A 23561-nucleotide genomic window follows, 5' to 3' on the forward strand; every position below is an offset into this window, starting at 1 on the left:
ACCATGAACCACGACGTCATCATCACCTGCGCACTCACCGGTGCTGGCGACACGACCGCCAAGAGCCCTCACGTACCGGTCACCCCGAAACAGATCGCCGCCGCTGCCGTCGAGGCGGCGAAGGCCGGGGCCACGGTGGTCCACTGCCACGTCCGCGACCCGCAGACCGGCAAGTTCAGCCGCGACGTGGCGCTGTACCGCGAAGTGATGGAACGCATCCGTGAGGCGGACGTGGACATCATCGTCAATCTCACCGCCGGCATGGGCGGCGACCTGGAGATCGGTGCGGGCGAACGGCCGATGGAGTTCGGCCCCAACACCGACCTGGTGGGGCCGCTGACCCGCCTGGCCCACGTCGAAGAGCTGTTGCCGGAAATCTGCACGCTGGATTGCGGCACCCTGAACTTCGGCGACGGCGACACCATTTACGTCTCCACCCCGGCGCAACTGCGGGCCGGCGCCAAGCGCATCACTGAGCTGGGGGTCAAGGCCGAGCTGGAAATCTTCGACACCGGTCACCTGTGGTTCGCCAAGCAACTGATCAAGGAAGGCCTGCTGGACAACCCGCTGTTCCAACTCTGCCTGGGCATCCCATGGGGCGCACCGGCCGACACCACCACCATGAAAGCCATGGTCGACAACCTGCCGGCGGACGCGGTGTGGGCCGGCTTCGGTATCGGCCGCATGCAAATGCCAATGGCCGCCCAGGCGGTGCTGCTGGGGGGCAACGTGCGGGTCGGTCTGGAGGACAACCTCTGGCTGGACAAAGGCGTACTCGCTACCAACGGCCAACTGGTGGAACGTGCTGGCGAGATCCTCAGCCGCCTCGGCGCCCGCGTGCTGACCCCGGCTGAAGGTCGCAAGAAAATGGGGCTGACCCAGCGCGGCTGAGCCGACACCAACTTCCCCTATTGGGGGCACAACCTGTGGGAGCAAGGCTTGCCCGCGATAACGGTATGTCAGTCGACATCCCCGTTGAACCTATTGCCGCCATCGCGGGCAAGCCGTGCTCCCACAGGAGATCACCGAACTATTTTTCAGGAAATCACCATGAGTTTTATCACCGACATCAAGACCTTCGCCGCCCTGGGCAGCGGTGTGATCGGCAGCGGCTGGGTCAGCCGGGCCCTGGCCCATGGCCTGGACGTCGTCGCCTGGGACCCGGCGCCGGGTGCCGAAGCAGCCTTGCGCAAGCGCGTCGCCAATGCCTGGGGCGCCCTGGAGAAACAAGGCCTGGCACCCGGTGCTTCGCAAGATCGGCTGCGCTTTGTCGCGACCATCGAGGAGTGTGTGCGCGACGCCGACTTCATCCAGGAAAGCGCCCCCGAGCGCCTGGAACTGAAACTCGAACTGCACGGCCAGATCAGCGCCGCCGCCAAGCCGAACGCGTTGATCGGTTCCAGCACCTCGGGGCTGCTGCCGAGCGAATTCTACGAAGGCGCCACCCATCCGGAGCGCTGCGTGGTCGGGCACCCGTTCAACCCGGTCTACCTGTTGCCGCTGGTGGAAGTGGTCGGCGGCAAAAACACCGCGCCCGAAGCCGTGCAGGCGGCGATGCAGGTGTATGAATCCCTCGGCATGCGGCCACTGCACGTGCGCAAGGAAGTGCCCGGTTTCATTGCCGACCGCCTGCTCGAAGCGCTCTGGCGCGAGGCGCTGCATCTGGTCAACGACGGGGTGGCGACCACCGGGGAAATCGACGATGCGATCCGCTTTGGCGCTGGCTTGCGCTGGTCGTTCATGGGCACGTTCCTGACCTACACCCTGGCCGGCGGCGATGCCGGGATGCGGCACTTCATGGCCCAGTTCGGCCCGGCGCTGCAACTGCCGTGGACCTACCTGCCAGCGCCAGAGCTGACCGAGAAGCTGATCGACGACGTGGTGGACGGCACGAGCGCGCAATTGGGCAGCCACAGCATCCCGGCCCTGGAACGCTATCGTGATGATTGCCTGCTGGCGGTGCTGGAGGCGGTGAAGGCCACCAAAGAAAAGCATGGGATGGCCTTTGCCGAGTAACTGATCGTTCCCATGCTCTGCGTGGGAATGCAGCCCGGGACGCTCCGCGTTCCGAATGAAGCGTGACGCAGAGCGTCACAAGAGGCGTTCCCACGCAGAGCGTGGGAACGATCATGCTCGGAGACAGCCATGCCCACCCTCACCACCTACCAAACCCGCATCCTCCCCGAATGGGTCGATTACAACGGCCACCTGCGCGATGCCTTCTACCTGCTGATCTTCAGCTACGCCACCGACGCGCTGATGGACCGGCTCGGCCTGGACAGCCAGAACCGCGAAGCCAGCGGCCACTCGTTGTTCACCCTCGAACTGCACCTGAACTACCTGCACGAAGTGAAGCTCGACGCTCATGTCGAGGTGCATACGCACATCATCGGCCACGACGCCAAACGCCTGCACCTCTACCACAGCCTGCATCTGGTCGGCGGTGATAAAGAGCTGGCCGGCAATGAACAGATGCTGCTGCACGTCGACCTGGCCGGCCCGAGCTCGGCGCCCTTCACGGAACAGACCCTGGGCCGGCTCGACGCTTTGCTCGAAGAACAAACCGACCTGCCGCCGCCGACCTACATCGGCCGGGTCATCGCCCTGCCTCCCGCCCGATAAGCCTTGCACAGGAGATCGTCATGAACACCGCCGCCGCTTTTGCCGACTTCCGCCGTTACCCCTTGATCTTCCCATTGACCGCCGCCACACCGTTGGCCGACCGGGTGCAAGTGACGTGGGCCGATGGCCGGGCCAGCCCCTTTCATCACCCGTGGCTGCGGGACAACTGCCCTTGCCCTCAATGCGTCTACAGCGTCACCCGCGAACAGGTGCTGGAGATCGTCGACGTCCCTGAAAACATTGCCCCCGGCGCAACCTACCTCGATGACGAAGGCTGTCTGTGCGTGGACTGGCAGGACGGTCACCAGAGCCGTTTCGACCCCGGCTGGTTGCGCGCCCACGCCTACGATGACCAATCCCGAGCCGAGCGCCTGGCGAACAAGCCCCGGCGCCAACTGTGGCGGCACGACCTGCAATTGCCAGTGTTCGACTACCCGGCGCTGATGGACGACACCGAGGCGTTGTTGCAATGGTTGCTGGCGGTGCGCGACATCGGCCTGACCCAAGTGCGCGGCGTACCCACCGAACCCGGCTCGCTGAAACGGATTGCCCAGCGCATTTCCTTTATTCGCGAGAGCAACTTCGGTGTGCTGTTCAATGTGCAGTCGAAGGCCGATGCCGACAGCAACGCCTACACCGCTTTCAACCTGCCGCTGCACAGTGATTTGCCGACCCGGGAATTGCAGCCGGGGCTGCAATTCTTGCATTGTCTGGTGAATGACGCCGACGGCGGCGAGAGCATTTTTGTCGACGGGTTTTCCATTGCTGAAGCGCTGCGCCAGGAAGACCCCGAGGCCTTCGACGCGCTGTGCCGGATCCCGGTGGAGTTTCGCAACAAGGACCGTCGCAGCGACTACCGCTGCCTGGCGCCCATCATCGCGCTGGACGCCCTCGGCCAGGTTTCGGAAATCCGCATGGCGAACTTCCTGCGCGGGCCGTTCGACACCTCGGTCGAGCAGATGCCCAAGCTTTACCGCGCCTACCGCCGCTTCATCGCCCTGACCCGCGAGCCACAATTTCGCCTGATACAGCGTCTCGAGCCCGGCCAACTCTGGTGCTTCGACAACCGCCGCACGCTCCACGCCCGCAATGCCTTCGACCCGGCTTCCGGGGCCCGGCATTTCCAGGGGTGCTATGTGGATCGGGATGAGTTGTTGTCGCGGATTCTGGTGTTGCAGCGCTAGACCGCGTCATCGTTCATCGCGAGCAGGCTCGCTCCCACAGTGGTTCTGTGTCGCTCACAAAACCTGTGGGAGCGAGCCTGCTCGCGATAGCGGTCTGTCCTACAACCCATCTCTCCCAGATTCACACAGGCAAAAAAATCCCCGATCAAGCCGTGACAGGATCGGGGCAGGTTGCGTTACTGGAGGAGCTGTCGCGCGAGGGTGACCAAACCATCGTGATTCAGCTTGAGGCCAGTGTGCCCAGTCCAAGTCCGTGCAAGTTAGCCGAAAACGACGCCTCCATAGTCATTCATGACATTGCGACCATTTGCCCTTGCCGCCGCTTCGGGTGGCTACCAGAATCGAGACACGACCCCAATCCCTGAACAAGGAAAAGCGTCATGATGTACGCCGATTTGATCGACCAGGAAGACCTGCTGGGCCATCTCAAGGCCCTGGGCCTGCAAATACCCAGTGGCTCCACTGCCGAGCAGGCGTGCGAGTGCGCCGTGCGGGGGCTGGACACTGTCCGTGCCAATGAATTGCGGCGGATGGTCAAGGAGATGTACACCAGCAGCGCCACCATCCTGCCGGCGGTGCGCCAGGCGATCGATAAGCAGCTGTTGCCGGCTCTGACGGATTACCAGCAAAACCATAGCGCCTGACAGAACCCAATTGCTCCCACAGGATCTGTGTCGTTCACAAAACCTGTGAGAGCGAGCTTGCTCGCGATGGCGGCCTGACTGAGTACATATCCGTTGCTGCGGTAACGGCCACTTATGGTTCCGCTTTTACAGCGGGTCACTTTCGAAAAGCCCGGAAGCCGGCCCAGTCGAAAGTAACCAAAGCGCTTCTGCCCCACCACTCGGTGCCTCGCTTTGGCTCGGCATGCCCGAACGAAGGCATTGCTCCGTGGGCCCGCCGCGAGGCAGCCTAGTAGCCGACCTGGCTCTCCCGGTCGTACACCCATCAGACTTGTTTGAGCAGGTTCTGTGGGAGCAAAGCTTGCTCGCGAGGCGGCCTTACAGCCGACCTGTCTCTCCAGCCAAACCCCAATCCAACTGTGGGAGCGAGCTTGCTCGCGATGAAGGCGCTACGGTCTCAGAGCCTCACACTGGCAAACGTCGACTCATTACGCGCCTGGCTCAGCGCCGACAGCGGCCCGGACAATGGCGACAGCACCAGCGCTTGCGGCAGCGGCATCATCGCCACCTGTTGCGTGGTGTTGGAACCGACGCGCTCGTCCCGTGGTGGAATGCCGAAGTATTCGCGGTAGCACTTGGAGAAGTGCGGGGTGGAGACGAAGCCGCACACCGAGGCCACTTCGATGATCGACATCGGCGTCTGCTTGAGCAGTTGCCGTGCACGAATCAGCCGCAGCTTGAGGTAATAGCGCGACGGCGAGCAGTGCAGGTATTTCTGGAACAACCGCTCCAGCTGACGCCGGGACACGGCGACGTACACCGCCAGCTCGTCCAGGTCGATCGGCTCTTCGAGGTTGGCTTCCATCAGCGCGACGATTTCCTGCAACTTCGGCTGGTTGGTGCCGAGCATGTGCTTGAGCGGCACACGCTGGTGATCCTGTTCGTTGCGGATACGCTCGTAGACAAACATTTCCGAGATCGCTGCCGACAGTTCACGACCGTGATCGCGGCTGATCAGGTGCAGCATCATGTCCAGCGGCGCGGTGCCACCGGAGCTGGTGAAGCGGTTGCGGTCAAGGGTGAACAAACGGGTGCTCATCGACACCCGTGGGAAAGCTTCCTGCATTGCCGCCAGGCATTCCCAGTGCACGCTGCAATCGAAGCCGTCCAGCAGGCCGGCGCAGGCCAGGGCCCAACTGCCGGTACAAACCGCGCCGAGGCGACGGGATTGGCGGGCCTGGCTCTGCAGCCACGACACGTGTTCGCGGGTCACGGTGCGCTGGATGCCGATGCCGCCACAGACGATGACAGTATCCAGGGCCGGCGCCTTGTGCATCGAGGCGTCGGGGGTGATCTGCAAGCCGTCGCTGGCCCAGACCTGGCCGCCATCGACCGTAAGGGTCGTCCAGCGATACAGCTCGCGACCGGACAGTTGGTTGGCCATGCGTAGCGGTTCTACCGCGGACGCCAGGGAAATCAGCGTGAAATTGTCCAGCAGCAAAAAGCCGATGGATTGAGGCGCACGGTTCTGGGGTTGGGCCCCGGAGTTGGACGTCGTCATCGCGGTATCTCCTCACACAAAGCGGGTGATGGCCTCAGGCGGAGGCTCTTTTTATTGGTTATTGCCCTCGTTCTCACAAAGGAGCTGGGCTTTACAGCAATAGAGCAATTGCCATGCCTAAAATTGAATACGCGTTCAATAAATCCTGAAAACGACATCACGACCTGTCTATATAAGGCGTGCATCGACTACGGGTTATGAGCGCCATCAAGGGCGGCAGACACCTGTCACAGCGGGCCGTGAGCAGTTCGGTAGCACTTGTGGGAACTGGGCTGCGCCGCTTGCGCAACGAGTATCACCACAGGTGCGGATGACGGACAGTCGAGCGCGATTCAGTGGTTGGCTCGACAACTGGGGGCTTGTCTGTTTGCGACGCGCTAAAAGGTGGCGCGTTTGCAGATTGGTGTTCATTTTGTGAGCGATTTTTACATTCATCTGTATTGAAGGAGCTTGCTCCCGCTCGGCCCTGTAGGAGCTGGCGAAGCCTGCGATCTTTTGATCTTTCGCTTGAGATTCAAGTGTCTGGGGAAAGATCGCAGCCTCGTTGCACTCGACAGCTCCTACCGCACTGACCGCCAAGCCGCCGCGCGAGGTCTCTTTGTATTTGTCATGCATGTCGGCACCGGTATCACGCATGGTGCGGATCACCCGGTCCAGGGAGATGAAATGCTGGCCGTCCCCGCGCAGGGCCATTTGGGCGGCGTTGATGGCCTTGACCGCGGCGATCGCGTTGCGCTCGATGCACGGCACCTGCACCAGGCCGCCCACTGGGTCGCACGTCAGGCCGAGGTTGTGCTCCAGGCCGATTTCCGCCGCGTTGCACAGTTGCTCCGGCGTGGCCCCGAGGATTTCCGCCAGGCCCGCCGCCGCCATGGCGCAGGCCGATCCCACTTCGCCCTGGCAACCGACCTCGGCGCCGGAAATCGATGCGTTCTTCTTGCACAGGATCCCGACCGCCGCCGCGCCTAGGAAGTAATCCACGACGTTGGCGTCGGTGACCGCTTCGCTGAACTTCATGAAGTAATGCAGCACCGCCGGAATGATCCCCGCCGCGCCATTGGTCGGCGCCGTGACCATGCGCCCGCCGGCGGCGTTCTCTTCGTTGACCGCCAGGGCGAACAGGTTGACCCACTCCATGGCGCTGAGGGTCGAGCCGATGACATTGGGTTTGTTCAATTCTTGCAGGCTGCGGTGCAACTTGGCCGCCCGCCGACGCACATTCAAACCGCCCGGCAGGATGCCTTCATGCTTGAGACCCTGCTCGACGCAATCCTGCATGGCCCGCCAGAGCTTCATCAGGCCGCTGCGGATCTCGTCTTCCGAACGCCAGACCTTTTCGTTGGCCATCATCAAGTCGGCCACCCGCAGGTTGTGGCTGCGGCACAACTGGAGCAACTCTTCGGCGCTGGAAAAATCGTAAGGCAGTTCGGTGCGATCCAGGTCCACTACACCGCTGGTGGCCTGGGCCTGATCAACGACGAAACCACCGCCGACCGAGTAATAGGTGTCACGGTGCAGCTCGCCGTTGGTGGCCTCGGCCACCAGCGTCATGGCGTTGGGATGGAATGGCAGGTTTTCGTCGATCAGGCGCATGTCCCGGGACCAGACGAAAGGCACCGGCAGGCGACTGTCCAGCAGCAGGGTCTGGGTTTCGCGCAGCTGCTCGATGCGCACACCAATCTGCGACGGATCGATCGCGTCCGGCCACTCGCCCATCAAGCCCATGATCACGGCGTTGTCGCTGCCGTGGCCGATGCCGGTGGCTGAAAGCGAACCGTAGAGCTGAACTTCCACCCGCGCTACTTGTTCCAAAAGTCCTCGCTCACGCAAACCTTGCACGAACAAGGCGGCGGCCCGCATCGGGCCCACGGTGTGTGAGCTGGACGGGCCGATACCGATTTTGAACAGGTCGAACACGCTGATTGCCATTGCCGAAAACCTCCAGAACAGGCACATCCGGGCGCAGGAGCGTCCGGTGACGGAGCTGCTACGCTCAACGCCGGGATGGCCGCATCATCCGGTTTTTGCCTTGGAGTCCGACGTCTGACACCGACGCAATCATGCCCAGCAACGCCGCCCCGTCCTGGCCCCGGTTTTGCGCCGTTTTTCTGCGTATCAGAGGCCCGCCAGGGGCGGAAAAAATCTGTAAACGACGTCACCGACACTGGATGCGACCCTCCCTGTACTGGATACGACCCACCCTGTAGGCGTCAGATTTGCACTGGTACATGATCGGTTACGGCTCGTTTGCAAGGCCGCGTGTCAGAGAGTGCCCACGCGCCACCAACCGCAACATCCAATAAGCGCGGTTGTCCTGACCGGACACCGCCGATAAAACACCAGGAGTCCACCCATGAAAGGTTCCACATCGTTGTTGTTGGCCGCCATGCTGAGTCTTCCGATGCTGGCCAACGCTGCTGAACCCGAACAGTGCAGCACCGTCAACTTCTCCGACGTCGGCTGGACCGACATCACCGTGACCACCGCCACCACCAGCGTGGTGCTCGACGCCCTCGGCTACAAGACCAAGACCACCATGATTTCCGTGCCGGTGACCTACAAGTCCCTGGCCGACGGCAAGAACATGGACGTGTTCCTCGGCAACTGGATGCCGACCATGGAAAACGACATCAAGGCCTACCGCGAAGCCGGCACCGTGGAAACCGTGCGCACCAACCTCAAGGGCGCCAAGTACACCCTCGCCGTGCCTCAGGCTTTGTATGACAAAGGCCTGCACGACTTCGCGGACATCCCCAAATTCAAGAAAGAGCTGGACGGCAAGATCTACGGGATCGAACCCGGCAACGACGGCAACCGCCTGATCCAGAGCATGATCGAAAAGAACGCCTTCGGCCTGAAGGACGCGGGCTTCAAAGTTGTCGAGTCGAGTGAAGCCGGCATGCTTTCGCAGGTCGACCGCGCCGCCAAGCGTGGCACCGACGTGGTGTTCCTCGGCTGGGCGCCACACCCGATGAACACCCGCTTCAAGATCCAGTACCTGACTGGCGGCGATGACTTCTTCGGCCCCGACTTCGGTGCCGCAACCGTGGCGACCAACACCCGCAAGGGCTACAGCCAGGAATGCAGCAACGTTGGCCAGTTGTTGAAAAACCTCGAGTTCACCGTCGACATGGAAAGCACGCTGATGGGCAACGTGCTCGACGACAAGATGAAGCCGGAGGCCGCCGCCAAGGCCTGGCTGAAGAAAAACCCACAGGTACTCGATACCTGGTTGGCTGGCGTGACCACCATTGACGGTAAACCTGGCCTGGACGCCGTGAAAGCCAAGCTTGCGCAGTAACTGCTTATGTTATGCCGGGCGGGTTCGCTCGCCCGGGCTGTTTATTCCCTTGCATGCGGACGTTCACTACCATGCTCATTGATCAGAAAATACCCTTAGGCCAGTACATTGCCGGCTTCGTCGAATGGTTGACGCAACACGGCGCCAGCACCTTCGACGCAATCGCACTGTTCCTGGAAACGATGATTCACGGCGTGACGTTTGCGCTGACCTGGTTCAATCCCCTGGCCCTGATCGGCCTCATTGCGCTATTGGCGCACTTCATCCAGCGCAAATGGGGCCTGACCGCATTCGTCATTGCATCCTTCCTGCTGATCCTCAACCTGGGTTACTGGCAAGAGACCATGGAAACCCTCGCCCAGGTGCTGTTCGCGACCCTGGTTTGCGTACTGATCGGCGTGCCGCTGGGCATTGTTGCCGCGCACAAGCCGATGTTCTACACCCTGATGCGTCCGGTGCTCGATCTGATGCAGACCGTACCGACCTTCGTTTACCTCATTCCTACCCTGACCCTCTTCGGGCTGGGTGTGGTCCCAGGCCTGATCTCCACGGTGGTGTTCGCGATTGCCGCGCCCATCCGCCTGACCTACCTGGGCATCCGCGACGTACCGGACGAACTGATGGACGCCGGCAAAGCCTTCGGCTGCTCCCGTCGCCAGCTCCTGTCGCGCATTGAACTGCCCCATGCGATGCCGAGCATCGCGGCCGGTATCACCCAGTGCATCATGCTGTCGTTGTCGATGGTGGTGATCGCCGCACTGGTGGGCGCCGATGGCCTGGGCAAACCCGTGGTCAACGCACTGAACACCGCCGATATCGCCCTGGGCTTCGAAGCCGGCCTGGCGATCGTCCTGCTGGCAATCATGCTCGACCGAATCTGCAAACAACCCGACGCCAAAGTAGGGGGTGACGCATGAGCATAATTCGTTTTGAAGACGTCGATGTGATCTTCGCCAGGGATCCACGCGAAGCGCTCAAGCTGCTCGACCAGGGCATGACCCGCAACGAAATCCTGAAGAAAACCGGGCAAATCGTCGGCGTGGAAAAAGCCAGCCTGGACATCGAGAAAGGCGAAATCTGTGTCTTGATGGGCCTGTCCGGCTCCGGCAAGTCCAGCCTGTTGCGCTGCATCAACGGCTTGAACACCGTCAGCCGCGGCAAGCTGTTCGTCGAACACGAAGGCCGGCAGATCGACATCGCCTCCTGCACCCCCGCTGAACTGAAGATGATGCGCACCAAGCGCATCGCCATGGTGTTCCAGAAGTTCGCCCTGATGCCTTGGCTGACGGTGCGCGAGAACATCAGCTTCGGTCTGGAAATGCAGGGTCGTCCTGAGAAAGAACGGCGCAAGCTGGTGGATGAGAAACTCGAGCTGGTGGGCCTGACCCAATGGCGCAACAAGAAGCCCGACGAATTGTCCGGCGGCATGCAGCAACGGGTCGGCCTGGCCCGCGCCCTGGCGATGGACGCCGACATCCTGCTGATGGACGAACCCTTCTCGGCCCTCGACCCGCTGATCCGCCAGGGTCTGCAGGACGAACTGCTGGAGCTGCAACGCAAGCTGAGCAAGACCATCGTGTTCGTCAGCCACGACCTCGACGAAGCCCTGAAGCTGGGCAGCCGTATCGCGATCATGAAAGACGGCCGGATCATCCAGTACAGCAAGCCGGAAGAAATCGTGCTGAACCCGGCGGACGACTATGTGCGCACCTTCGTCGCCCACACCAACCCGCTCAACGTCCTGTGCGGTCGCAGCCTGATGCGCACCCTGGACAACTGCAAGCGCATCAACGGTTCGGTGTGCCTGGACCCGGGCGGCGACTCCTGGCTCGACCTCGCCGAAGGCAACACCATCAAGGGCGCCCGGCAGAACGGCGCGGCGCTGGACCTGCAAAACTGGGTACCGGGCCAAGCCGTCGAAGAGCTGGGCCGGCGTCCGACCCTGGTGGACTCCAACATCGGCATGCGCGACGCGTTGCAGATTCGCTACCAGACCGGCAACAAACTGGTGCTCCACGATAACCAGCAAGTCGTCGGGATCCTGGGCGACAGCGAGCTGTACCACGCCCTGCTGGGCAAGAACCTGGGCTAAACCAACGCCAGCAAAAACGCCGCGAGATGAACGCGGCGTTTTTGTTTGGATGGTGCTAACTGCTGACTAGCTTGACCTGGAATGCAGATAACTGTGGCGAGGGGATAAATCCCGTTGGACTCTGTAGGAGCTGGCGAAGCCTGCGATCTTTCGCTTACGACTCAATTGTCCAGGACAAGATCGCAGCCTCGTTTCACTCGTCAGCTCCTACGGCCCCACGGGACGGTGCGACGTTTCGCCAAATCCCCTCGCCACAACAGCATTCCAGCGATCAAGCCCATTTGGCCTACATGCCAACCGACGAGTGTTATAAAGACATCCCCAAAAGTCCTCGCCCCGGCAAATAGCGACGACTTGTCATAGAACTTATTTTTTGTTGATTGAACGTTCAATCAAAACAAAATAGACTGGCTTTCGTTCCGGCAGACGACATTCGTGCGCCGGATGGCCTAAGGAGATGTGCTAGATGCCCAAGGTCGGTATGCAACCCATCCGCCGCCAACAACTGATCGAAGCCACGTTGCAAGCGGTCGATCAAGTCGGCATGGGGGACGCCAGCATTGCGCTGATCGCCCGTTTGGCCGGTGTCTCCAACGGCATCATCAGTCACTACTTTCAGGACAAGAATGGCCTGATCGCGGCCACGGCCCAGTACCTGATGACTGTCCTGAGCGAGAACGTCACCGCGCGCCGCCAGGCGCTGGAGGACACAAGCCCCCGGGCTCACCTCAAGGTGATCATCGAAGGCAACTTCGACGCCAGCCAGGTCAATGGCCCGGCAATGAAAACCTGGCTGGCCTTCTGGGCCACCAGCATGCACCACCCGTCTTTGCACAGGTTGCAGCGGATCAACGATCACCGTCTGTATTCCAACCTGTGTTGCCAGTTCCGCCGCGTGTTGCCCGTCGATCAGGCGCGCAGCGCAGCACGGGGCCTGGCCGCGCTGATTGACGGTTTGTGGCTGCGCGGAGCGCTGTCGGGAGACGCGTTCGATACCGCCCAGGCGCACCAGATCGCTTACGAATACATGGATTTCCAACTGGCCAAAGCAGGGGCACCAGAGCACACAGAACCGCTCGACTCCTGAACCGCCGCCGAACCGCGTAGTCAGCTATAAACGACACGCTCCGGTGGTCAGCCAACCACTTATGTACTTGCGAGGACTTTATGGCCCGTTTCGAACTGCAAAAACTCTACATCGATGGCGCGTACAGCGATGCCAGCGGCGACGCCACTTTCGAAGCCATCAACCCTGCCAACGGTGAAGTCCTTGCCCAAGTGCAGCGTGCGACGTTCGAGGACGTCGAGCGCGCCGTGGTCAGCGCCGAAAAGGGCCAGAAAGTCTGGGCCGCCATGACCGCCATGCAGCGTTCGCGCATCCTGCGTCGCGCCGTGGACATCCTGCGCGAGCGCAACGATGAACTGGCCGCCCTGGAAACCCTGGACACCGGCAAGGCCTACTCCGAAACCCGCTACGTCGACATCGTCACTGGCGCCGACGTGCTGGAATACTACGCCGGCCTGGTGCCGGCCATCGAAGGCGAACAGGTTCCGCTGCGCACCACTTCATTCGTCTACACCCGTCGCGAGCCCCTGGGCGTAGTGGCCGGTATCGGCGCGTGGAACTACCCGATCCAGATCGCCCTGTGGAAATCCGCCCCGGCCCTGGCGGCCGGTAACGCGATGATCTTCAAGCCGAGCGAAGTCACCTCGCTGACCACCCTGAAACTGGCCGAGATCTACACCGAGGCCGGCGTTCCAGCGGGTGTGTTCAACGTCCTGACCGGCAGCGGCCGTGAAGTCGGCACCTGGCTGACCGAGCACCCGCGCATCGAGAAAATCTCCTTCACCGGCGGCACCGACACCGGCAAGAAAGTCATGGCCAGCGCCTCGAGTTCTTCGCTCAAGGACGTGACCATGGAGCTGGGCGGCAAGTCGCCGCTGATCATCTTCGACGACGCCGACCTGGATCGCGCCGCCGACACCGCGATGATGGCCAACTTCTACAGCTCCGGCCAGGTCTGCACCAACGGCACTCGGGTGTTCGTGCCGAGCCACCTCAAGGCGGCCTTCGAAGCCAAGATCGCCGAGCGTGTGGCACGCATCCGCATCGGTAATCCAGAGGACGAAAACACCAACTTCGGCCCGCTGGTGAGCTTCGCCCACATGGAAAGCGTGCTGGGCTACATCGAGAAAGGCAAAGCCGAAGGCGCGCGCCTGTTGTGCGGCGGCAGTCGCCTGACCGACGGCGAATTGGCCAAGGGCGCGTTCGTCGCCCCGACCGTGTTCACCGATTGCACCGACGAGATGACCATCGTGCGTGAAGAAATCTTCGGCCCGGTGATGAGCATCCTCACCTACGACACCGAAGAAGAAGTGATCCGCCGCGCCAACGACACCGACTTCGGCCTGGCCGCCGGCGTCGTCACCCGCGACCTGAACCGCGCCCACCGCGTGATCCACCAGCTCGAAGCCGGCATCTGCTGGATCAACGCCTGGGGTGAGTCGGCGGCTGAAATGCCGGTCGGTGGCTACAAGCAATCAGGCGTGGGCCGTGAGAACGGTATCAGCTCGCTGAACAACTTCACCCGCATCAAATCGGTACAGGTCGAGTTGGGCGATTACAGCTCAGTGTTCTGAGCAGCGGTAAGCGGCGAGCTACAAGCTTCAAGTTAGAAGCAAGATCAAAAGCTGCTTGTGCTTGCCGTCCGCTTCAATCGCGCAGACACCGCTCGCTGCTTTTTCTTGCAGCTTGGAGCTTGCAGCTCCCCCGGAGAACCTATGACTACAGAATACGACTACATCATCATCGGCGCCGGTTCGGCCGGTAACACCCTGGCCACCCGCCTGACCGAAGACGAAGGCGTCACCGTCCTGCTGCTCGAAGCCGGCGGCCCGGACTATCGCCTGGATTTCCGTACGCAAATGCCCGCCGCCCTGGCATTCCCGCTGCAAGGCCGGCGCTACAACTGGGCCTACGAGACCGACCCGGAGCCACACATGGATGGCCGCCGCATGGAATGCGGTCGCGGCAAGGGCCTGGGTGGTTCTTCGCTGATCAACGGCATGTGCTACATCCGCGGCAACGCCCTGGACTATGACAACTGGGCCAAGCTGCCGGGCCTGGAAGACTGGACCTACCTCGATTGCCTGCCGTATTTCCGTAAAGCCGAAACCCGCGACATCGGCCCGAACGACTACCACGGCGGCGACGGCCCGGTCAGCGTGACCACGCCCAAGGCCGGCAACAACCCGCTGTTCCACGCCATGGTCGAGGCCGGCGTGCAGGCCGGTTACCCGCGTACCGAAGACCTCAACGGCTACCAGCAGGAAGGTTTCGGCCCGATGGACCGGACCGTCACGCCCAACGGCCGTCGCGCCAGCACCGCGCGCGGTTATCTGGACGTCGCCAAGAAGCGCTCGACCCTGACCATCGTCACCCACGCCCTGACCGACAAGATCATCTTCGAGGGCAAACGTGCAGTCGGCGTGCGTTACCTGGTGGGCGCCGCCGAAGAGCGCGTCGAAGCCCGGGCGCGCAAGGAAGTGCTGCTGTGCTCCGGCGCCATCGCCTCGCCGCAGATCCTCCAGCGTTCCGGTGTCGGCCCAGCCAAGCTGCTGGAAAGCCTCGACATCCCGGTGGTTCACGATCTGCCAGGCGTCGGTGAAAACCTGCAGGACCACTTGGAGCTGTACCTGCAATACGCCTGCACCCAACCGGTTTCCCTGTATCCGTCGCTGCTCTGGTACAACCAGCCGGCCATCGGTGCCGAGTGGCTGTTCAACGGCACCGGGATTGGCGCCAGCAACCAGTTCGAGGCCGGCGGCTTCATCCGCACCCGTCCGGAATTCGATTGGCCGAACATCCAGTATCACTTCCTGCCGGTGGCGATTAACTACAACGGCAGCAACGGGGTGAAGGAACATGGTTTCCAGGCGCACATGGGCTCCATGCGCTCGCCAAGCCGCGGCCGGATCCAGGCCAAGTCCAAGGACCCGCGCCAGCACCCGAGCATCCTGTTCAACTACATGGCGACCGAGCAGGACTGGCAGGAATTTCGCGATGGCATCCGCCTGACCCGCGAGATCATGCAACAACCGGCGCTCGATCCGTTCCGTGGCCGCGAGATCAGCCCGGGCATCGAGGTGCAGACGGACGAGCAGTTGGACCAGTTCATCCGCGAGCATGCCGAAACCGCGTTCCACCCGTCCTGCTCGTGCAAGATGGGCACCGATGACATGGCCGTGGTGGACGGCGAAGGCCGCGTGCATGGCATGCAGGGGTTGCGCGTAGTGGATGCCTCGATCATGCCGATCATCACCACCGGCAACCTGAACGCGCCGACGATCATGATCGCCGAAAAAATCGCCGACAAGATCCGCGGCCGCAAACCCCTGCCACGCAGCACCGCGCCGTACTTCGTGGCCGGCGATGCGCCAGTGCGTGGCAAGCCAATGCGTGAAGTGGGGCCTACCGCCCAGTAAGCCTCAGGGCCGCCATCGCGAGCAGGCTCGCTCCCACAAGCTTGCGCCACCTGATCGTTCCCACCGCTCTGCGTGGGAACGCTGCCTGGGACGCTCCGCGTTCCGCCTTTGGGATGCGACGCAGAGCGTCGCGAGATGCATTCCCACGCGGAGCGGTGGGAACGATCTCCAATGTGGGAGCGAGCCTGCTCGCGATGGCGCCCAACCTGACACCCCAAACTCCCATCTGCCTTGATCCCTCCCCCGCCCCAGGCCTACTCTAGAGCCACCGCATCAACACGCCGCACCTCGCAGCACCGCCACTCCAGACAAGGAGGTTCCATGTTCGACTTCCACCCCCAGCTCAAGCAGCGTTTTGCTGCCTTGCGCACGGGCGCTGAATTCTTTTCCCTGCGTTACGTGCGCGAGTCCGGCCAGCACCTGTCGGTGCGCAAGAATGTCGCCGAACCGCCTAGTTTGGGCCGTGATGAAGGGGCGATGCTTACCGTGAGGGTCAACGGGGTCGAGGCGTATGCCGCTACCAACGACCTGTCCCAGGCCGGCCTGCAAGCGGCACTGGAACGCGCCGAGCAACATGCCCGCGGGCTCAAGCCCCATGCCCTGCTGGACCTGCGTGAGCAAGCGGTGTCCAGCGACCGCGCCGATTACTTCTCGCCGAATTTCGACCAGGCCTTCCCGCCACTGAGCGATTGCTATCAGTTGCTCGGCGAAGAGTCAGCCGCAGTGCCTCAGGACGAGCGTCTGGTGAACTGGCAAGCCAGCATCGGCCTGACCCAGGTCGAGCAGATCTACCTCAACAGTGCCGGCGCTGAACTGCGCCAGGCTCAACGCTTCATCTACCCGGCCCTGGAAGTCACCGCCTTCGACGGCAACGACAGCCAGACCCGCACCCTGGGCCGGGAAAATTTCGGCCAGCAAGGCAGCTTCGATGTAATCAGCCGCAGCGGCCTGATCGGCGCCGGGCGGAAAATCGCTGACCAGGCCCTGCAACTGCTGTTGGCGCCAAACACCCCGCAAGGCCCCCGCGACCTGCTGCTGATGCCTGACCAGATGATGTTGCAGATCCACGAATCCATCGGTCACCCGCTGGAGCTGGACCGCATCCTCGGGGATGAGCGCAATTACGCCGGCACCAGCTTCGTCAAGGCCAGCGATTTCGGCCACCTGCAATATGGCTCCAGCCTGTTGAACGTGACCTTCGACCCGGACATTCCCGAAGAACTGGCAAGCTACAGCCATGACGACGACGGCAGCGCCGCCAGCAAGCAGTTCCTGATTCGTGAAGGCCTGTTGCTGCGTCCACTGGGCGGCGCGCTGTCACAGTTACGCGCCGGCCTGGACGGTGTCGCCAACAGCCGCGCCTGCGGCTGGAATCGTCCGCCCATCGACCGCATGGCGAACCTGAACATCGAACCCGGCGACCAGTCATTGGAGCAACTGATCCAGGGCACCGAGCGCGGCGTGCTGATGCGCACCAACCGCTCCTGGTCCATCGACGACGCCCGTAACAAATTCCAGTTCGGCTGCGAGTGGGGCCAGTTGATCGAGAACGGCGAACTCAAGGGCGTGGTGAAGAACCCCAACTACCGGGGTATTTCCGCGCAATTCTGGAAGAGCCTGCGCGCCGTGGGCGATGCCAGTACCTCCCGAGTCCTGGGTACGCCGAACTGTGGCAAGGGCGAACCGAACCAGGTCATCCGCGTCGGCCATGCGTCGCCGGCCTGTGTGTTCAGCAACGTTGATGTGTTTGGGGGGGATGCCTGATATGAGCACCGTCAATAATCAGGCCGAGGCATTCAAGGTTTTGGTCGACTGGCTGCGCGATGCCCTGCATGAGCAGGAACAGTTCACCTTGGGTTATGCCGCCGAGTCCTCGGCCTTCGTGCGTTTCAACCACGCCAAGGTGCGCCAGGCCGGGCAGGTGCAGCAGGCCAATGTCAGTTTCAAATTGATCGACGACGGGCGTCACGCCGACCTGCAGATCACCTTGTCCGGCGACCCCGAGACCGATCTGCAACGCCTGTCCGAAGGCCTGCAACAGCTGCGCGAAACCTTGCCGCTGCTACCCCGCGATCCATACCTGCTGCTCAACCACAACCACTGGCAAAGCCATAACGTGCAGGACCATCCACTGCCGGACACCGAGCAGGCCGTGGCTGAAATCAGCCGCGCCGCCGAGGGCCTGGACCTGGTGGGGTTCTATGCGGCCGGGCCCATCAGCCGCGGTTTCGCCAGTTCATCGGGAGCATTCGGCTGGCATCAGGCCAACAGCTTCAACTTCGATTTCAGCCTGTTCCATGAAAACGGCCAGGCGGTAAAAGCCAGCTACGCTGGGCATGCGTGGAGCAGCGAAGGATTTGCCCGGCGCTTCGAGCAGGCCCGCGAGCAACTGGCGTTTCTCGGCCTGCCGTTGCGCACGTTGCCGCCCGGCGAATACCGCGCCTACCTGGCACCGGCCGCCCTGGAAGAGATCATGGGCATGCTCAGTTGGGGCGGGTTCTCGGCCCGGGCGATTGCCAGCAAGCAGAGCCCGTTGCAGAAGTTCTACGCCAACGAAGCAAGCTTGAGCCCCAACGTGTGGCTGAGCGAGCAGGTCAGCGGCTCCTTGAGCCCGGCGTTTTCCGACGAGGGTTATCCCCGCGATGACCTGGCGCTGATCGCCAAAGGCACGGCCAATGCGCAGTTGGTCAACTCCCGCAGCGCCGCCGAATACGGCCTCGCCGCCAACGGCGCCAGCAGCTACGAATACCCCACGGCGCTGGACATGCAGGGCGGGCAACTGGAGCAAAAATACATCCTCGAACAACTTGGCACCGGGCTGTACATCAGCAACCTCTGGTACCTGAACTACTCGGACCAACCGGCCGCCCGCCTGACCGGCATGACCCGCTTCGCCACGTTCTGGGTCGAGAACGGCCAGATCGTGGCACCGGTCAGCACCATGCGTTTCGACGACAGCGTCTACAGCCTGCTCGGCTCGCAACTCGAAGCCCTGACCCGAGAGCGGGAACTCTTGCTCTCGGCCAGCACCTACAGCCAGCGGGCCACGGCCTCGATGCTGTTGCCGGGGGCGCTGGTCAAGCGGTTGACTTTGACGCTGTAAAAAAGCATCGCGGGCAAGCCTTGCTCCCACAGGATGTGCGCCGTACGTGTGGGAGCAAGGCTTGCCCGCGATGAAGCCAACAGACACCCGAACACAAACAAGAGGTCCCATGCCCAACCGTGCACCGCTCGACGCCGTCACCGCCCGCTGGCTTCCATGGGTGGTGGCGATCGCCTTCTTCATGCAGTCCCTGGACGGGACCATCCTCAACACGGCCCTGCCCGCCATGGCCAGCGACCTGGCGGAAAACCCGCTGCGCATGCAGGGCGTGATCATTGCCTACATGCTCACCGTGGCGTTGCTGATCCCGGCCTCGGGCTGGATCGCCGACCGCTTCGGCACCAAGAAGATTTTCTTCGGGGCGATCCTGCTGTTCAGCTTCGGCTCGTTGCTGTGCGCCTTGTCCAGTTCGTTGAGCATGCTGATCGGCGCCCGGGTCATCCAGGGCCTCGGTGGAGCGCTGATGCTGCCGGTGGGCAGGCTGGTGGTGCTGCGGGCGTATCCGCGCTCGGAACTGGTGCGGATCATGGGCTTCATCACCATCCCCGGCCTGCTCGGCCCGCTGATCGGGCCGACCATGGGCGGCTGGATGGTCGAGTACCTGACCTGGCACTGGATCTTCATCATCAACCTGCCGGTGGGCGTGATCGGCTGTTATGCCGTGTGGAAGTTCATCCCCGACCTGCGAGGCAGCGAGCGCACGCGGTTCGATGGGTTGGGGTTCCTGCTGTTCGGCGCGGCGATGGTGCTGATCACCATCGCCATGGAAGGCTTGGGTGAACTGCACCTGCCGCACCTGCGCGTGATGTTGCTGCTGTTCGGCGGCATGGCCTGCCTGGCGGCCTATTGGCTGCGGGCCGGGCACGTCGAGAACGCGCTGTTCCCGCCGTCGCTGTTCAAGACCCGGACCTTCGCCGTGGGCATTCTTGGCAACCTGTTCGCGCGCCTGGGCAGCGGTGCCCTGCCGTTCCTGGTGCCGTTGCTGCTGCAAGTCGCCCTGGGTTATTCACCGTCCCAGGCCGGGATGAGCATGCTGCCCCTGGCGGCGGCGGCCATGGTCGCCAAGTCCGTGGCCCGGCCGCTGATCGAGCGCTTTGGCTACCGCGCCGTGCTGACCAGCAACACCCTGGCCCTGGGCCTGATGCTGGCAAGCATGGGCCTGGTCAGTGAACAGACGCCGTACTGGCTGCTGCTGGCGCAACTGGCGGTGCTGGGGGCGATCAACTCGCTGCAATTCACCGCGATGAACACCGTGACCCTGATCGACCTGGACGATGCCAGCGCCAGCAGCGGCAACAGCCTGCTGTCGGTGGTGGCGCAACTCTCCCTGAGCCTCGGCGTGGCCTGCGCCGGCGCCCTGCTCGGCGGCTTTACCGCCCAGGTGGGTAACGATGGGGTGGAGACCGTACTGGGGGCGTTCCAGCTGACGTTCGTCACGGTGGGGATCATGGCGATGCTGGCGGCGACGATTTTTTCCCAGTTGTCACGCGAAGACGGGCGACGGGTGAAACGTCCGGATGAACACATCGAACATTAACTGGAGGAATCCCCCCGCTGGAGCGTAGGAGCCGCATAGGAGCTGTGTAGGAGCTGTGTAGGAGCTGTCGAGTGCAACGAGGCTGCGATCTTTCCCAATACACTTGAATCTCAAGCGAAAGATCAAAAGATCAAAAGATCRMAGGCTTCGCCAGCTCCTACAGAGCCCAGCGGGAGCAAGCTCCCTCGCCACAGGTTTTGCGGTTCGGCCCTCACAGCTCGTCCAGAACTTTCGAAGAAAGTGGCACGAGGCTGCTACACTGCGCGACATTTTGTTTTGCAGGCCAGTCCCGTGACCACCATTGCCACCGCTTTTAATACTTTGCCGCTGTCCGCCGCCATGCTGGCTAACCTCGAATCACTCGGTTATGCCCAGATGACGCCGATCCAGGCGCAAAGCTTGCCGGTGATCCTCAAGGGCATGGACCTGATCGCCCAGGCCAAGACCGGCAGCGGCAAGACCGCCGCCTTCGGCATCGGCCTGCTGAACCCGATCAACCCACGCTTCTTCGGCTGCCAGGCGCTGGTGATGTGCCCGACCCGCGAGCTGGCCGACCAGGTCGCCAAGGAAATCCGCCGCCTGGCCCGCGCCGAAGACAACATCAAGGTCCTGACCCTGTGCGGCGGCGTGTCCTTCGGCCCGCAGATCGCTTCCCTGGAACACGGCGCCCACATCATCGTCGGCACGCCGGGGCGCATCCAGCAGCACCTGCGCAAGGGTTCGCTGGTGCTCGACGGCCTCAACACGCTGATCCTCGACGAAGCCGACCGCATGCTCGACATGGGTTTCTACGACGCCATCGAAGACATCATCCAGCAGACCCCGGAACGCCGCCAGACGCTGCTGTTCTCCGCCACCTACCCGGTTGGCATCAAGCAACTGTCGTCCAAGTTCATGCGTAACCCGCAGCAAGTGAAGGCCGAGGCGTTCCACTCCGACGCGCAGATCGAGCAGCGCTTCTACGAGATCTCCCCCGAGGAGCGCATGGACGCAGTGGTCAAGGTGCTGGCGCATTTCCGCCCGGCCTCTTGCGTGGCGTTCTGCTTCACCAAGCAGCAGGTCCAGGAAACCGTCGATCACCTGACGTCCAAGGGCATCTCGGCCGTCGGCCTGCACGGTGACCTGGAACAGCGCGACCGTGACCAGGTGCTGGCGATGTTCGCCAACCGCAGCACCTCGGTGCTGGTCGCCACCGACGTCGCCGCCCGTGGCCTGGACATCGATGCCTTGGACATGGTGATCAACGTCGAACTGGCCCGGGACTCGGAAATCCACATCCACCGCGTCGGCCGCACTGGCCGCGCCGGTGAGAAAGGCATCGCCATCAGCCTTGTGGCGCCATCCGAAGCCCACCGCGCCCAAGCCATCGAGCAATTGCAGAAGTCGCCGCTGAGCTGGGACCAACTGGACAACCTCAAGTCCCAAGGCGGCGGCCCACTGTTGCCGGCCATGAGCACCCTGTGCATCGGTGCCGGGCGCAAGGACAAGGTCCGCCCCGGCGACATCCTCGGCGCCCTGACCGGCGAGGCCGGCATCCCCGGCGCCCAGGTTGGCAAGATCGCGATCTTCGATTTCCAGGCCTACGTGGCCGTGGAACGCGGCATCGCCAAACAGGCCCTGCAACGCCTGAACGATGGCAAGATCAAGGGCCGCTCGTTGCGGGTGCGGATCCTGTAACCGATCGCCTGACGAACAGAGATCAAACTGTGGGAGCGAGCTGTGTGGGAGCAAGGCTTGCCCGCGATGAAAACGCCGCGGTCTCTTGAGGACCGCAGCGCCTGGATCGCGAGCAAGCTTTGCTCCGAGGACACCGTTTTGCGCTCTACCGAAGTCGTGATCATTGGCGCTGGCGCCGCGGGGTTGATGTGCGCGCTGACCGCGGCCGCGCGCGGGCGGCAGGTGATGTTGCTGGACCACGCCAACAAGGCCGGCAAGAAGATCCTCATGTCGGGCGGTGGGCGCTGCAATTTCACCAACATGTACACCGAGCCGGGCAATTTCCTCTCGCAGAACCCGCACTTCTGCAAGTCGGCCCTGGCCCGCTACACCCAGTGGGATTTCATCGCCCTGGTGGCCAAGCACGGCGTGCCCTATCACGAGAAAAAGCTCGGCCAGTTGTTCTGCGATAACAAGTCCAGCGACATCCTCGGCCTGCTGTTGGATGAGTGCGACCAGGCCGGCGTCAGCCTGCACCTGGATACCTCGATCACGCAGATCGAAAAAACCGACAGCGGCTACCTGCTGCAAACCACCCTCGGCGCCATCGCCTGCCAGTCCCTGGTGATCGCCACGGGCGGGCTGTCGATCCCGACCCTGGGGGCGACCGGTTTCGGCTATCAGGTGGCAAAACAGTTTGGCCATGAACTGCTGCCAACCCGCGCCGGCCTGGTGCCGTTCACCATCACCGACCAGCTCAAGACCCTCTGCACCGAACTGTCGGGCACATCGGTGGATTGCCTGGTGAGCTGCAACGACCAGAGCTTTCGCGAGAACATCCTGTTCACCCACCGCGGCCTGAGCGGTCCGGCGATCCTGCAGATTTCCTCGTTCTGGGAACCGGGGGACACGGTGCAGATCAACCTGCTGCCCGATCACGATGTGCCGCAATGGCTGCAACAGCAGCAGGCCGAACGCCCCAACAGCGAGCTCAAGACGTTGCTGGGCGAGTTGTTCACCAAAAAAATGGCCAACCTGCTGGCGGACACCTGGTTCGTCTCCAAACCCATGAAGCAATACACCCATGCGGAGCTGGCGGACATCTCCGAGAAACTGGCGAGCTGGAACGTCGTCCCCGCCGGTACCGAAGGCTACCGCACCGCTGAAGTCACCCTGGGTGGCGTCGATACCCGGGAAGTCTCGTCCAAGACCATGGAATCGTTGAAAAGCCCCGGCCTGTATTTCATCGGCGAAGTGCTGGACGTCACCGGGCACCTGGGCGGGTTCAACTTCCAGTGGGCGTGGGCGTCGGGGTATGCGGCGGCGCAGTACGTCTGACCCCGCCCCATGTTGTACCTGCTTTTGTAGCGAGGGAGCTTGCTCCCGCTGGCTCTGTA

Annotated in this window: 17 protein-coding genes and 1 pseudogene; 16 read left to right on the plus strand and 2 right to left on the minus strand. The window is 62.7% G+C overall.

Translation table 11 applies throughout. The features are described from left to right. Positions 1–3: 3 nt before the first annotated feature. The 5 genes from ASC85_RS16505 (at position 4) to ASC85_RS16525 (ending at position 4450) form a co-directional block, all read left to right on the plus strand. Positions 4–891: a 3-keto-5-aminohexanoate cleavage protein gene (locus ASC85_RS16505; RefSeq protein WP_014340599.1), complete on the plus strand. Its 888-nt coding sequence runs from the start codon at positions 4–6 to the stop codon at positions 889–891. A 159-nt stretch (positions 892–1050) separates the two neighbouring features. Beyond that, the gene (locus ASC85_RS16510) at positions 1051–2016 is read left to right on the plus strand and encodes an L-carnitine dehydrogenase (RefSeq protein ID WP_057450510.1); all 966 of its coding nucleotides are present in this window, start codon (positions 1051–1053) and stop codon (positions 2014–2016) included. Positions 2017–2145: 129 nt separating this feature from the next. Next, positions 2146–2622 carry a thioesterase family protein gene (locus ASC85_RS16515; RefSeq protein ID WP_057450511.1) on the plus strand — a complete coding sequence of 159 codons (477 nt, stop codon included), beginning with the start codon at positions 2146–2148 and terminating at the stop codon, positions 2620–2622. 20 nt (positions 2623–2642) lie between these two features. Continuing rightward, positions 2643–3806, plus strand: coding sequence for a gamma-butyrobetaine dioxygenase (locus ASC85_RS16520; protein ID WP_057450512.1), 1164 nt, complete (start codon positions 2643–2645; stop codon positions 3804–3806). 380 nt (positions 3807–4186) lie between these two features. Further along, complete coding sequence (locus ASC85_RS16525) at positions 4187–4450, plus strand: hypothetical protein (protein ID WP_003206350.1); 264 nt, start codon at positions 4187–4189, stop codon at positions 4448–4450. A 436-nt stretch (positions 4451–4886) separates the two neighbouring features. Here the strand turns inward: ASC85_RS16525 and ASC85_RS16530 are convergent, their stop codons facing one another. Together ASC85_RS16530 and ASC85_RS16535 are read right to left on the minus strand one after the other, a co-directional pair. Beyond that, entirely contained in the window at positions 4887–5990 is a 1104-nt protein-coding gene (locus tag ASC85_RS16530; RefSeq protein ID WP_003177576.1) for a GlxA family transcriptional regulator, read from the minus strand. Positions 5991–6551: 561 nt separating this feature from the next. Then, positions 6552–7919: pseudogene (locus tag ASC85_RS16535) on the minus strand (L-serine ammonia-lyase); the annotation flags it as partial. A gap of 424 nt (positions 7920–8343) precedes the next feature. Here ASC85_RS16535 and ASC85_RS16540 point away from each other — a divergent pair. From ASC85_RS16540 to ASC85_RS16595, 11 genes are all read left to right on the plus strand, one after another. Then, complete coding sequence (locus ASC85_RS16540; RefSeq protein ID WP_057450513.1) at positions 8344–9291, plus strand: choline ABC transporter substrate-binding protein; 948 nt, start codon at positions 8344–8346, stop codon at positions 9289–9291. Positions 9292–9362: 71 nt separating this feature from the next. Then, positions 9363–10208 carry a choline ABC transporter permease subunit gene (choW, locus tag ASC85_RS16545; RefSeq protein WP_057450514.1) on the plus strand — a complete coding sequence of 282 codons (846 nt, stop codon included), beginning with the start codon at positions 9363–9365 and terminating at the stop codon, positions 10206–10208. Next, on the plus strand, positions 10205–11383 hold the full coding sequence (gene choV, locus ASC85_RS16550; RefSeq protein WP_046063286.1) for a choline ABC transporter ATP-binding protein: 1179 nt from the start codon (positions 10205–10207) through the stop codon (positions 11381–11383). Before choW ends, choV begins: the two co-directional genes overlap by 4 nt. A gap of 466 nt (positions 11384–11849) precedes the next feature. Continuing rightward, entirely contained in the window at positions 11850–12470 is a 621-nt protein-coding gene (gene betI / locus ASC85_RS16555; protein WP_014340607.1) for a transcriptional regulator BetI, read from the plus strand. Between the two features lie 80 nt (positions 12471–12550). Further along, positions 12551–14023, plus strand: a complete 1473-nt coding sequence (betB, locus tag ASC85_RS16560; protein ID WP_057450515.1) for a betaine-aldehyde dehydrogenase — start codon at positions 12551–12553, stop codon at positions 14021–14023. A 141-nt stretch (positions 14024–14164) separates the two neighbouring features. Then, positions 14165–15868, plus strand: coding sequence for a choline dehydrogenase (gene betA / locus ASC85_RS16565; protein WP_057450516.1), 1704 nt, complete (start codon positions 14165–14167; stop codon positions 15866–15868). A 321-nt stretch (positions 15869–16189) separates the two neighbouring features. Continuing rightward, entirely contained in the window at positions 16190–17632 is a 1443-nt protein-coding gene (locus ASC85_RS16575) for a TldD/PmbA family protein (protein ID WP_057450518.1), read from the plus strand. A 1-nt stretch (position 17633) separates the two neighbouring features. Next, positions 17634–18971, plus strand: coding sequence for a TldD/PmbA family protein (locus tag ASC85_RS16580; RefSeq protein WP_057450519.1), 1338 nt, complete (start codon positions 17634–17636; stop codon positions 18969–18971). A gap of 70 nt (positions 18972–19041) precedes the next feature. Further along, on the plus strand, positions 19042–20508 hold the full coding sequence (gene mdtD / locus ASC85_RS16585) for a multidrug transporter subunit MdtD (RefSeq protein WP_156395651.1): 1467 nt from the start codon (positions 19042–19044) through the stop codon (positions 20506–20508). 339 nt (positions 20509–20847) lie between these two features. Next, positions 20848–22185 (plus strand): ATP-dependent RNA helicase DbpA, encoded by a 1338-nt coding sequence (gene dbpA / locus ASC85_RS16590; protein ID WP_232199893.1) that lies wholly within the window; start codon positions 20848–20850, stop codon positions 22183–22185. Between the two features lie 138 nt (positions 22186–22323). Next, positions 22324–23502, plus strand: coding sequence for an NAD(P)/FAD-dependent oxidoreductase (locus tag ASC85_RS16595; RefSeq protein WP_057450530.1), 1179 nt, complete (start codon positions 22324–22326; stop codon positions 23500–23502). The last annotated feature ends 59 nt before the right edge of the window (positions 23503–23561 follow it).

Source organism: Pseudomonas sp. Root401 (genome assembly GCF_001425105.1).
Classification (GTDB): domain Bacteria; phylum Pseudomonadota; class Gammaproteobacteria; order Pseudomonadales; family Pseudomonadaceae; genus Aquipseudomonas; species Aquipseudomonas brassicacearum.

Excerpts from the sequence above, each read along its gene's own strand:
- ASC85_RS16505 (WP_014340599.1), top strand. The coding sequence starts at position 4 with ATGAACCACGACGTCATCATCACCTGCGCACTCACCGGTGCTGGCGAC.
- ASC85_RS16510 (WP_057450510.1), top strand. The coding sequence starts at position 1,051 with ATGAGTTTTATCACCGACATCAAGACCTTCGCCGCCCTGGGCAGCGGT.
- ASC85_RS16515 (WP_057450511.1), top strand. The coding sequence starts at position 2,146 with ATGCCCACCCTCACCACCTACCAAACCCGCATCCTCCCCGAATGGGTC.
- ASC85_RS16520 (WP_057450512.1), top strand. The coding sequence starts at position 2,643 with ATGAACACCGCCGCCGCTTTTGCCGACTTCCGCCGTTACCCCTTGATC.
- ASC85_RS16525 (WP_003206350.1), top strand. The coding sequence starts at position 4,187 with ATGATGTACGCCGATTTGATCGACCAGGAAGACCTGCTGGGCCATCTC.
- ASC85_RS16530 (WP_003177576.1), bottom strand. The coding sequence starts at position 5,990 with ATGACGACGTCCAACTCCGGGGCCCAACCCCAGAACCGTGCGCCTCAA.
- ASC85_RS16540 (WP_057450513.1), top strand. The coding sequence starts at position 8,344 with ATGAAAGGTTCCACATCGTTGTTGTTGGCCGCCATGCTGAGTCTTCCG.
- choW (WP_057450514.1), top strand. The coding sequence starts at position 9,363 with ATGCTCATTGATCAGAAAATACCCTTAGGCCAGTACATTGCCGGCTTC.
- choV (WP_046063286.1), top strand. The coding sequence starts at position 10,205 with ATGAGCATAATTCGTTTTGAAGACGTCGATGTGATCTTCGCCAGGGAT.
- betI (WP_014340607.1), top strand. The coding sequence starts at position 11,850 with ATGCCCAAGGTCGGTATGCAACCCATCCGCCGCCAACAACTGATCGAA.
- betB (WP_057450515.1), top strand. The coding sequence starts at position 12,551 with ATGGCCCGTTTCGAACTGCAAAAACTCTACATCGATGGCGCGTACAGC.
- betA (WP_057450516.1), top strand. The coding sequence starts at position 14,165 with ATGACTACAGAATACGACTACATCATCATCGGCGCCGGTTCGGCCGGT.
- ASC85_RS16575 (WP_057450518.1), top strand. The coding sequence starts at position 16,190 with ATGTTCGACTTCCACCCCCAGCTCAAGCAGCGTTTTGCTGCCTTGCGC.
- ASC85_RS16580 (WP_057450519.1), top strand. The coding sequence starts at position 17,634 with ATGAGCACCGTCAATAATCAGGCCGAGGCATTCAAGGTTTTGGTCGAC.
- mdtD (WP_156395651.1), top strand. The coding sequence starts at position 19,042 with ATGAAGCCAACAGACACCCGAACACAAACAAGAGGTCCCATGCCCAAC.
- dbpA (WP_232199893.1), top strand. The coding sequence starts at position 20,848 with ATGCTGGCTAACCTCGAATCACTCGGTTATGCCCAGATGACGCCGATC.